The sequence below is a fragment of the Thermostichus sp. MS-CIW-41 genome (assembly GCF_054058915.1).
The window spans coordinates 95184-104972 of record NZ_JBSSBO010000005.1 but is presented as its reverse complement, the minus strand read 5'-3'; the positions used below and the strand labels follow the sequence as shown (position 1 = coordinate 104972).

Genomic DNA, 9789 nt, shown 5'->3' with positions numbered 1-9789 from the left:
TAGCATGGAGCAGATAGTGAAGACTTCTTTACTACTGATCAATCCATCCTCCTTCCGAAGTTGGTTTGCTAAGTGCTGCTATTGTACCCCTTGAGTCCTTAACAGGCTGTATAGTTGAGCTTATTATTGACTAGAGTCATGCTCTCGACAGTAGGGCAAGACCTCTGCTTCAATCTGCCGCTCGAACAGGTTGTAGGGGGGCTGGGCGGTGTGCAGAGGAGCCACCTGGCGAAACCGATCCATCTGTTCGGGGGAAAAGTTGCTGACCCCAATGGCGCGGATCTTGCCCTGCTGCAGCAACTGCCCCAGAAACGCCGCCGTTTCTTCGATCGGTTCCAAGGGATCCGGCCAATGAATTTGGTAGAGATCGATCACATCTGTTTGCAAGCGGCGCAGAGAATCCTCCAGTTCTTGGGCCAAGCGAGGCAGGCTGGAGTTGCGCACCACTTTGTTGTTTGTCCACTCCAGTCCCGCTTTGGTGGCGAGAACCACCCGATCGCGGCAACCTGAGTCTTTGATCGCTTGCCCCAGCACTTCCTCCGAAACACCCAGTCCGTAGATGGGAGCGGTGTCGAAGGTGGTTATGCCCAAATCAATGGCTTTGCGAATCGTGGTGTAAGATTCCTGGCGGTCGGAAGGGCCCCACCAGCCGCCGCCCATCGCCCAAGTGCCCAGGCCCACCCGGCTCAACCTTAGCCCTGCATCTGCGAGGGTGACGAACTCCATGGCTGCTCCTGCTGAACCCCGATCCTCCCACTGTGGCCAGGGATCCTCTCCAAAAATCTAGCAGACATTGCTGACAGCAGCCGAGGTTGCGTGAACGACCCAAGCCTGTGACCGGGGTTGGAAGGAGAGGAGAGGCTTTTGACTCTGCTGTTGTAAGGAACTGAATCGATAGGATCCCATTCAAGAGCTGCAGCGTCTCTCAACCCAGAACTTTTGCGAGGAATGGCTCCATGAAGCCCACTTTTCTTGTCTCTACTGTCAGCTCCGTCGGTATGGCTCTCCTGTGGGGATCCCTTCTGGCTGGAAGGGCTGCCCAAGCGCAGGTGATCACCCCTCTTTTCCCCTCTGGAACTCCCATCCCCGTCGAACCCTTGCCCCCCAGCCCGGACATTCCCACCCTGCCCATTGTGCCGGATCCCCAGCCTGTGCCGGCAACCCCCGCTCCCCAGCGACCGCTGCCCAGGGGGAGTTTTGAGGAGATCAGCCGCTACTTCCGGGATCTCAACCGCGCCAAAAACCTGGCCCGTCAAGCTGCCGAGATCGCCAATGGGGGCCTACAGCGCTATCGCGCCGAAGCTTCCATGCACGGGGCAGCCATTGACTCGCCGTTTGAAGAGTTTGAAGATGCTTGGATCTTCACCTTCCGGGGGGGAGAGCCCGGCTTTGTCCAGCCCAGCATTGAAACCCAGGTGCGGGTAGACAGGCGCACCTTTCAAACCACCATCCTCTACAACGGCCCCATCCGCTCTCTGCGCTAAGGGATCCCTGGCATAATCAAAAGGCAAAAGGGAAGGGATCCAAGCTATGACCAAGTTTGTCTTCGTCACGGGCGGAGTGGTCTCCAGCATCGGCAAAGGCATTGTAGCGGCCAGCTTGGGTCGCCTCCTCAAATCCCGCAACTACACGGTGTCGATTTTGAAGCTGGATCCCTATATCAATGTGGATCCCGGCACCATGAGTCCCTACCAGCATGGAGAAGTGTTCGTCACCGACGACGGCGCCGAGACCGACCTGGACTTGGGCCACTACGAGCGCTTCACCGACACCAACATGTCCAAGCTCAACAACGTCACCACCGGCTCCATCTACCAGGCGGTGATCCACAAAGAGCGGCGCGGCGATTACCAGGGCAGCACGGTGCAGGTGATCCCCCACGTTACCCAAGAGATCAAAGAGCGGATCCGGCGGGTGGCCCGCGAGACCAACCCCGACGTGGTGCTGGTGGAGGTGGGGGGCACGGTGGGAGATATCGAGTCTTTGCCTTTTTTGGAGGCCATCCGCCAATTTCGCAAGGATGTGGGCCGGGCCAACGTGGCCTATGTGCATGTTACCCTGGTGCCTTTGATCAAGGCGGCAGGGGAGATGAAAACCAAGCCTACCCAGCACTCGGTCAAGGAGCTGCGCTCCATTGGCATCCAGCCAGATGTGTTGGTGTGCCGCTGCGAGCAGCCCCTGCCCCGCAGCATCAAAGAGAAGATCTCCGAGTTTTGTGACGTGCCGGTAGAATGCGTCATCCAGGCGCAGGATGCCCCCAGCATCTACGACGTACCTCTGGTGCTGGAGCAGGAGGGGTTGGCGCAGCGGGTTCTGGAGATTCTCAACTTGGATCCGCAGCAGCCAGATCTACGGGAGTGGGAGCTCCTGGTGCAGCGGCTGCACCACCCCCAAGAGCGGGTGGAGATTGCCATTGTCGGCAAATACGTGCGCCTTACGGATGCCTATCTTTCGGTGGCCGAGGCCCTGCGCCATGCCGGGTTGGCCCTCAATGCCGGCGTCACGCTGCGCTGGATCTCTTCTGAGGAGATCGAAGAGCGGGGACCAGAGGCATTGCTTTCCGGCGTGGATGGAGTGGTGGTGCCAGGGGGGTTTGGCAATCGCGGCATCGAGGGCAAAGTGGCCAGTATTTGCTACGTGAGGGAGCGGGGCATTCCCTTTCTGGGCCTGTGTCTGGGCATGCAATGCGCGGTGATCGACTGGGGATGTCACATTGCCCATCTGGAGCGGGCCAACAGCTACGAGTTTGATCCCGATACCCCCCACCCGGTGATCAGCCTCTTGCCGGAGCAGAAAGATGTGGAAGATCTGGGAGGAACCCTGCGGCTGGGCCTCTATCCCTGTCGCATCATGCCCAATACCCTAGCGGCCAAGCTCTACGGTGAGGCCATCATCTACGAGCGGCACCGCCATCGCTATGAGTTTAACAATGCCTACCGCAGCCTTTTTCTGGACTCTGGTTATATCATCAGCGGAGTCTCGCCGGATAACCGCTTGGTGGAGATTATCGAGCTGCCCAGCCACCCCTTTTTCATCGCCACCCAGTTCCATCCGGAGTTTCGCTCCCGCCCCAACCGCCCCCACCCCCTCTTTTTGGGGTTGATCGAAGCTGCCCTGCGCAGCCGCCCTCAGCCTCACCCCCTGCAGTTGCAGAAGATGGGCTAGTTGACAGATCCCTTGTCCAAAAGTGGGGGCACGCCTCTGGTCCTGGTTCTGCAGAGCTTTGCTGAACATAAACTGCTGCGGAATCCTGGGTTTCGCCTGTGGAGCAGCCGTGGCCTACTGCCTAAAACGAGGTCATCCAATCTGCCAAAGTTTCCTGTCGGCGTGGATGGCGCAGTTTGCGCATGGCTCGTGCTTGAATTTGTCGGACGCGCTCTCGAGACAGGCCGAAGAGCTGACCAATTTCGGAGAGAGTGTGCAGGTGGCCATCTTTCAGCCCATAGCGGAGCTTGAGAATCTCTTGCTCTCGGGGGCTGAGCTGCTCCAGCATTTCTTCCAGTTGGGCAGACAGCAGGTGCAAGTCCATTTGCGATTCGGGAGTGGGGCCGTTGGCGGCCTCGATAAGCTGCATCAGCTCCGTATCTTCCTCTTTGCCGACCGGAGTATGCAGCGAAAGAGTTTGGCGACCGGCTTCCAAGAGGGTTAAGAGAGCGTCCAGCTTGTCGGGGGAAATCTCCAGAGCTTTGGCAATCTCTGCTTGGGTGGGGCGACGGTTTAGGGCTTCGGTCAGATCTCTCCGGATCCGCTTCACCTGGTTGAGCTTTTCTACCATGTGCACCGGGATCCGCACCAGGCGCCCCTGATTGGCAACGGCGCGGGTGATCCCTTGGCGAATCCACCAGTAGGCGTAGGTGGAAAACTTGTAGCCGCGTTCGTACTCAAATTTTTCTGCGGCCCGGATCAGGCCGATGGTGCCTTCTTGAATCAAATCCAGAAACGGCACACCGCGATTCAAATACTTTTTGGCAATCGAGACCACCAGGCGCAGGTTGGCCCTAACCAATTCCCGTTTCGCCCGTTCCCCGGCGGCTCCCCCCTCTGCAATCAGCCGTCCCAATTTCACTTCCTGCTCGGCACTGAGGAGTGGGTAGCGAGCCATTTCCCGCAAAAATACGCCCACTGAGTCTTCCGAAAGCGAGGCTTGGGTCGCTCGGTTGCCGGGTTTGCTGAGCCGTACCTCAACCCGCTTCAGTGGAGGAGGAGAGTTCTGAACAGCTACATTCGTCCCATTTGGTTGAGATTTCATACAAACTCAAGCTCAAGTTCACAAGCGGGTGTTAAGAACTTTACTCAGTACAGGATGGAGGCGGCTAACCTTTCAGCAAACCCAACTTCCTTCAGGGATCCCTGCAGACACAGGGCAGAGATCTCGCCGGATTTCAAGAGGCTACTCGATTTCTCTAGGTTCAGACTTCAGCTTTTGCTAAGGTGGGGCGCAGGCCAAGCACCCCCGTGATGGTAACGGTCAGCATCCAATAAGATTGTTAAGCTGACTACAGAGTTGACCTTGTTTTGCAGTGCACCATGCCACGCCAACGGAAGAAATCGGATTTGCCCAGCAAGATTTGTCTCACCTGTCAGCGACCCTTCACCTGGCGCAAAAAGTGGGCCGACTGTTGGTCGGAGGTGAAATACTGTTCTGAGCGGTGTCGCAATCATCGCCCCAAGGGATCCCTGCCTGCTTCCCGGCAAGACGGTTGGGACGGATAATGTTGTCTCAGGATCAGGACATAAGGGTTTGGATCTGTCGGGGTTGGTGATGCGGTTTCTCAAGTGGCTGTTGCACAATCCCCACGAGACAGAAGAGGAGGATCCCTTTTTGCGGGCCATCACCCGCCTGGAAAGCCTGATCTCGAAGCTACTGTCAACTTTGATGATCGGGCTAATCACAGTAGCAGTGGTGGACTTGGCCCGGTTCTTGGTGGCAGATTTGTTGACCGAGCCAACTGGGTTTTTCTCCACCACTTTAATCGAGATCTTCGGCCTCTTTTTAAATATTCTGATTGCGCTGGAAATTCTGGAGAACATTACCGCCTACTTGCAAAAGCAGGTGGTGCAGGTGGAGCTGGTGATCGTCACCTCTTTGATCGCGGTGGCCCGCAAGATCATCATTTTCGATTTCGAGAAGCTGGGGGGGTTAGATCTCATCGGGTTGGGGGCAGCGACGTTGGCCCTCTCGGTGAGTTATTGGCTGGTGCGGCGGGCCAAGCCTCCATCCAAGTCTGGGGAAAATTAGGCTAGGACAGAATCCTGGTACGATGGGGATGGAGCTTTCCTGCAAGAAACGTGCGTGTGCGATCTGAGTTGGCCAGCCTGGTGAAGTTAGCTGTGCTGATGGTGGTGCTTTGGGTGGGGTTGAGTGCTCTCCCTGTTTTGGCCCGCCCGCATTCTTCTCGCGATTTGCTCCTGGCACAACACTTGGGCAAACCCGTGAAAACCTACAACAATCCCCCGCCGATGGTGATCGACCCGGCCAAGTCCTACACGGCCACGATGGAGACCACCGCCGGCACAATGGTTCTGGAGCTGTTTCCTCAGGAAGCTCCCCTGGCCGTCAACAATTTCGTCTTTTTGGCCAACGATCACTTTTACGATGGCGTCATCTTTCACCGCGTAATCCGCGGCTTCATGATCCAGGGCGGGGATCCCACGGGCACGGGGCGGGGTGGGCCGGGGTACCGCTTTCCCGATGAGCCGGTGCAACGTCCCTACAGCCGCGGCACTTTGGCGATGGCCAATGCTGGCCCCAACACCAACGGCAGCCAGTTTTTTATCATGCACGCCGACTATCCGCTGCCTCCCAACTACACGATCTTCGGGCAATTGATCGAGGGAGAGGATGTGTTGGATAAAATTGCAACTGCGCCCACCGACCCTCAGGATCGCCCCCTGAAACCGGTGGAGATCCAGTCCGTTCGTATCTCGGAATCCAATTAGGTTGGGCCACTCCGGTGGAACAGTTTGGTTGAATTAACTTGGCCTCTGGCCCCATTTTTGCAACTTGCCCTCAGGGGGACTCAGGTATGGAGTTCGCTAGGCCCCGGCGAATGTCCCCCCGCATTCTGGTTCTGGATTTTGATGGTGTGCTCTGCGATGGGCGGGCGGAGTATTTTGCTTCCTCCTGCCGCGTTTGTGCTCAGGTGTGGGGCTTGGCTCCTGCTCAGCTAGAGCCGCTGCGTCCTGCTTTTGACCGTCTGCGCCCGCTGATCGAGACCGGCTGGGAGATGCCTCTGTTGTTGTGGGGGCTACAGGAAGGGATCCGGGAGGAAGACTTGCGCCAAGACTGGCCCAGCTGGCGTCAGCGGTTGTTGCAGCAGTCAGGGATCCCTGCCCTCTCTCTAATCCAAGCGTTGGATCGGGTGCGGGATCGTTGGATTGAAGAGGATCTGCAGGGGTGGCTGGGGCTACACCGCTTTTATCCGGGGGTGGCGGCTTGGCTACGCCAGGTTCAGGCTGCAGGGGAGCCGCGCTTGGCCATCCTCAGCACCAAAGAGGGACGGTTCATCCAGCAGCTCTTGGGCCGAGCAGGGATCCAACTGCCACGCCACCGCATTCTGGGCAAGGAAGTGCGCGCCCCCAAGGCCACCACTTTACAGCGGCTGCTTGCTGCTGCCCAAGTGCCACCCGCTGAGCTGTGGTTTGTGGAGGATCGCCTGCAAACGCTGCGCCAGGTGCAGAGGGTGCCGGAGCTGGAGCAGGTTCTCTTGTTTTTGGCCGACTGGGGCTACAACCTACCGGAGGAAAGGGAAGAGGCCGCTCGGGATCCCCGTCTCCGCTTGCTCAGCCTGGAACAGCTTTGTCAGCCCTTTGACCGTTGGATTGCTTCTCCTCCCCCGCCGCGCCTTTCGATCAGTCCCGCCAGCTCGGAAGACTTGAGCCAGGCTCGGCCCACCCCTGGCCGGAAACGCCCGGAAGCCGGTTTGGCCTCTCTGGTGCTGACCTTGGTGGAGCTGTTGCGGCAGTTGATGGAGGCGCAGGTGGTGCGGCAAATGGAGGCCGAGCGCCTTTCTGCAGAGCAGATTGAGCGGGCCGGCAGCAGCCTACAAGCCTTGCGGGAGCAAATTCGACAAATCTGCAGCCTGTTGGAGATCGACCCAGCGGATTTGAACCTGGAGCTCGGAGATCTGGGCACCCTCCTGCCCCGCCAGGGGGACTACTACCCCGGACAACCCCACCGCGAGGGATCCGTGCTGGAACTGTTGGATCGGCTGATCCACACCGGCATCGTCATCGATGGGGAGATCGACCTGGGGCTGGCGGACTTGGATCTGATCCACGCCCGCCTGAAGTTGGTGCTCACCTCCAGCGCCAAGCTCTACTGAGCCCGTGGATTGAGAGTGCTGATGGAGACGATTGGGAGAAGAGATGCCGGAAGCGGAAAGAGAGACCGGAAATCGCGGTATGCTGGCTGTGGATCCCCTTCATCTGTCTTCATGTCTTCCCCTATGGATGTCTTTGCCCCAACCGGAAACCTGTATGCCGGTGCCATTTGGCCAGAAGTGGTGGTTACCCTCACCCTCTTGCTCGTCTTGGTGGTGGATTTGGTCGGTGGTTCGGCGGCGCGCAAAAGTCTTCCGGCCCTCTCCATCTTTGGCTTGATCGGGGCCTTGGTGACCTTGGTGTTGCAGTGGCAGCAGCCCCAGTTCGAGAGCTTCTTGGGCAGCTTTGCGGCGGATCCCATCAGCATTCTCTTCCGTGGCCTGGTGGTGGGGACGGCGGTACTGACCGTGATGATGGCGGAGCGCTACATCTCTCAGTCCGGAGCGCCCACAGGCGAGTTTTATGTGTTGCTGCTCACGGCCACCTTGGGGGGCATGTTCCTCTCCGGGGCGACGGACTTGATCCTAGTGTTTGTATCTCTGGAAACCCTGGGCATCGCCAGCTACCTGATGGCCGGCTATACCAAGCGGGATCCCCGTTCTTCGGAGGCAGCCCTGAAATATCTCTTGATCGGGGCCAGCAGCACAGCCATTTTTCTCTACGGCATGTCGCTGCTCTACGGCCTTTCGGGTGGGCAAACGAAGCTGGAAGCCATCGCCTCATCCATGGGGGATGCCGGTTTGGCAGGGATCATCGCTTTGGTCCTCTGCATTGGTGGTATCGGGTTTAAGTTGGCGGCGGTGCCCTTCCACCAGTGGACTCCTGATGTCTACGAGGGATCCCCAACGCCGGTGGTGGCCTTTTTGTCGGTGGGATCCAAAGCAGCAGGCTTTGCCTTGGCGGTGCGCTTTCTGGCCACCGTGTTTCCGGCCATGACGGAAGAGTGGCGGGCGGTGCTCTCGGTGCTGGCCATTTTGACCATGGTGCTGGGGAATGTGGTGGCCATTGCCCAAACCCGCCTCAAACGGCTACTGGCCTATTCCTCGATTGGGCAAGCGGGCTTCGTCATGATTGGTCTGGTGGTGGGCACAGAAGCAGGCTACGCCAGCTTGATCTTCTATCTGCTGGTCTACCTGGTCATGAACCTGGGGGCCTTCTTGTGCATTACCCTGTTCAGCCTGAAAACCGGTACCGACGAAATTAACGAGTACAGCGGCCTTTACCAGAAGGATCCCTTCCTCACCCTGTGCTTGAGCATTTGTTTGCTTTCGTTGGGTGGGTTGCCGCCTCTGGCGGGCTTCTTCGGCAAGCTGTATCTGTTCTGGGCCGGTTGGCAGGCGGGGGCCTATACCTTGGTGTTGGTGGGGTTGGTCACCAGTGTTATCTCCATTTACTACTACGTGCGGGTGGTGAAAACGATTGTGGTGAAAGAGCCGCAAGAGATGTCGGTTTCGGTGCAAAATTACCCCGAGACCAACTGGCAGGCAGAAGGTATGCCTGCTCTGCGGGTCGGTATGGTGTTGACTCTGGTGGCCACCATCTTTGCCGGGATCCTCTCCAATCCCCTCTTTACCCTCTCCATCCAGGCAGTGGAGCAAAGCCCCTTCTTGGGGTTCCCAGCCGCACAAGCCTTCCTTCCAGAGTCGGCAAGACTTCAGGTGGCAGTCGATGGATCTTTGGGTTCATTGACTCAGCCCAGCCAAGGGTAGTCTGTAGTTTTTCAGGGATCCACCAAGCTGACCACAATGCGTCGGTTTTGCTTGCCTTTGCTTTCGATCTTGCTCACCACCAACTTGCCAATTTCTCCTGTCGCCCGTACATGAGTGCCGCCGCAGGGTTGCAAGTCCACATTCTCAATTTCCAGCAAGCGCACTTGCCCCTGTCCGGTGGGGGGCTTGACCGACATGGTGCGCACCAGGCTGGGATTGGCTTTTAGTTCTTCATCGCTAACCCAGCGGGGGTTCACGGCGTGGTTACCTTGTACCAAAGCATTGAGACGCACCCGTCAGGGTTTCTTTGTCGGGTTTTTCTCCAGGGATGTTAAAGTCCAATCGGCTTTTGCTTTCACCCACCTGACCCCCCGTAACGCCACCTTCTACCACTGCACAGAGCAGGTGTAGAGCCGTATGCATGCGCATGTGCCGATAGCGACGTTCCCAGTCGATGCTGGCGCTGACTGACTCCCCCAGACTGAGGGGTGGGGATCCCTCTGCCGGGATGTGGAGGATGCCCGTTTCCCCCTTTTGGGTATCGACAATCGGGATGACACGACCGTCCGATGTAATCAGGGATCCCGTATCGCCGGGTTGTCCACCGCCGGTGGGATAGAATACCGTCCGATCCAACTGGATCCCGTTATCCACAAGGGCAATTACCCGAGCCTGGCAGGTGGTGAGATAGGCCTCCCCCCGAAACAGTTCTTCCGTCATGAGTCATACAGTTGTGCTGTTGCAAACTGCCCTTCAC

Annotated in this window: 10 protein-coding genes and 1 pseudogene; 7 read left to right on the top strand and 4 right to left on the bottom strand. The window is 58.1% G+C overall.

Going from position 1 to position 9789, the window contains the following annotated elements:
• Positions 1-138: 138 nt before the first annotated feature.
• Positions 139-726 (bottom strand): annotated as a pseudogene (locus ACVWXE_RS02955) (aldo/keto reductase); the annotation flags it as partial.
• Positions 727-956: 230 nt separating this feature from the next.
• Here ACVWXE_RS02955 and ACVWXE_RS02950 point away from each other — a divergent pair.
• Positions 957-1484 (top strand): hypothetical protein, encoded by a 528-nt coding sequence (locus ACVWXE_RS02950; protein WP_457489545.1) that lies wholly within the window; start codon positions 957-959, stop codon positions 1482-1484.
• Between the two features lie 46 nt (positions 1485-1530).
• Complete coding sequence (locus tag ACVWXE_RS02945; protein WP_457489544.1) at positions 1531-3165, top strand: CTP synthase; 1635 nt, start codon at positions 1531-1533, stop codon at positions 3163-3165.
• Positions 3166-3286: 121 nt separating this feature from the next.
• Here the strand turns inward: ACVWXE_RS02945 and ACVWXE_RS02940 are convergent, their stop codons facing one another.
• Entirely contained in the window at positions 3287-4249 is a 963-nt protein-coding gene (locus ACVWXE_RS02940; RefSeq protein ID WP_457489543.1) for a sigma-70 family RNA polymerase sigma factor, read from the bottom strand.
• A 278-nt stretch (positions 4250-4527) separates the two neighbouring features.
• Between ACVWXE_RS02940 and ACVWXE_RS02935 the strand changes: the two genes are divergently transcribed.
• The 5 genes from ACVWXE_RS02935 to ACVWXE_RS02915 all read left to right on the top strand — a co-directional run bounded on the left by ACVWXE_RS02935 (position 4528) and on the right by ACVWXE_RS02915 (position 9032).
• The gene (locus ACVWXE_RS02935) at positions 4528-4713 is read left to right on the top strand and encodes a DUF2256 domain-containing protein (protein WP_041437321.1); all 186 of its coding nucleotides are present in this window, start codon (positions 4528-4530) and stop codon (positions 4711-4713) included.
• Between the two features lie 49 nt (positions 4714-4762).
• Positions 4763-5239 carry a phosphate-starvation-inducible PsiE family protein gene (locus ACVWXE_RS02930; protein ID WP_457489542.1) on the top strand — a complete coding sequence of 159 codons (477 nt, stop codon included), beginning with the start codon at positions 4763-4765 and terminating at the stop codon, positions 5237-5239.
• 221 nt (positions 5240-5460) lie between these two features.
• Positions 5461-5940: a peptidylprolyl isomerase gene (locus tag ACVWXE_RS02925; RefSeq protein ID WP_457489550.1), complete on the top strand. Its 480-nt coding sequence runs from the start codon at positions 5461-5463 to the stop codon at positions 5938-5940.
• A 110-nt stretch (positions 5941-6050) separates the two neighbouring features.
• Positions 6051-7325: a gas vesicle protein GvpJ gene (gvpJ, locus tag ACVWXE_RS02920; RefSeq protein WP_457489541.1), complete on the top strand. Its 1275-nt coding sequence runs from the start codon at positions 6051-6053 to the stop codon at positions 7323-7325.
• A gap of 123 nt (positions 7326-7448) precedes the next feature.
• The gene (locus ACVWXE_RS02915) at positions 7449-9032 is read left to right on the top strand and encodes an NAD(P)H-quinone oxidoreductase subunit N (protein WP_457489549.1); all 1584 of its coding nucleotides are present in this window, start codon (positions 7449-7451) and stop codon (positions 9030-9032) included.
• A gap of 11 nt (positions 9033-9043) precedes the next feature.
• Here the strand turns inward: ACVWXE_RS02915 and ACVWXE_RS02910 are convergent, their stop codons facing one another.
• The gene (locus ACVWXE_RS02910) at positions 9044-9289 is read right to left on the bottom strand and encodes an alanyl-tRNA editing protein (RefSeq protein ID WP_202943694.1); all 246 of its coding nucleotides are present in this window, start codon (positions 9287-9289) and stop codon (positions 9044-9046) included.
• A 7-nt stretch (positions 9290-9296) separates the two neighbouring features.
• The gene (locus ACVWXE_RS02905; protein WP_457489540.1) at positions 9297-9752 is read right to left on the bottom strand and encodes an alanyl-tRNA editing protein; all 456 of its coding nucleotides are present in this window, start codon (positions 9750-9752) and stop codon (positions 9297-9299) included.
• Between the last annotated feature and the right edge of the window lie 37 nt (positions 9753-9789).

Excerpts from the sequence above, each read along its gene's own strand:
- ACVWXE_RS02935 (WP_041437321.1), top strand. The coding sequence starts at position 4,528 with ATGCCACGCCAACGGAAGAAATCGGATTTGCCCAGCAAGATTTGTCTC.
- ACVWXE_RS02930 (WP_457489542.1), top strand. The coding sequence starts at position 4,763 with ATGCGGTTTCTCAAGTGGCTGTTGCACAATCCCCACGAGACAGAAGAG.
- ACVWXE_RS02940 (WP_457489543.1), bottom strand. The coding sequence starts at position 4,249 with ATGAAATCTCAACCAAATGGGACGAATGTAGCTGTTCAGAACTCTCCT.
- ACVWXE_RS02945 (WP_457489544.1), top strand. The coding sequence starts at position 1,531 with ATGACCAAGTTTGTCTTCGTCACGGGCGGAGTGGTCTCCAGCATCGGC.
- ACVWXE_RS02925 (WP_457489550.1), top strand. The coding sequence starts at position 5,461 with ATGGTGATCGACCCGGCCAAGTCCTACACGGCCACGATGGAGACCACC.
- gvpJ (WP_457489541.1), top strand. The coding sequence starts at position 6,051 with ATGTCCCCCCGCATTCTGGTTCTGGATTTTGATGGTGTGCTCTGCGAT.
- ACVWXE_RS02905 (WP_457489540.1), bottom strand. The coding sequence starts at position 9,752 with ATGACGGAAGAACTGTTTCGGGGGGAGGCCTATCTCACCACCTGCCAG.
- ACVWXE_RS02915 (WP_457489549.1), top strand. The coding sequence starts at position 7,449 with ATGGATGTCTTTGCCCCAACCGGAAACCTGTATGCCGGTGCCATTTGG.
- ACVWXE_RS02950 (WP_457489545.1), top strand. The coding sequence starts at position 957 with ATGAAGCCCACTTTTCTTGTCTCTACTGTCAGCTCCGTCGGTATGGCT.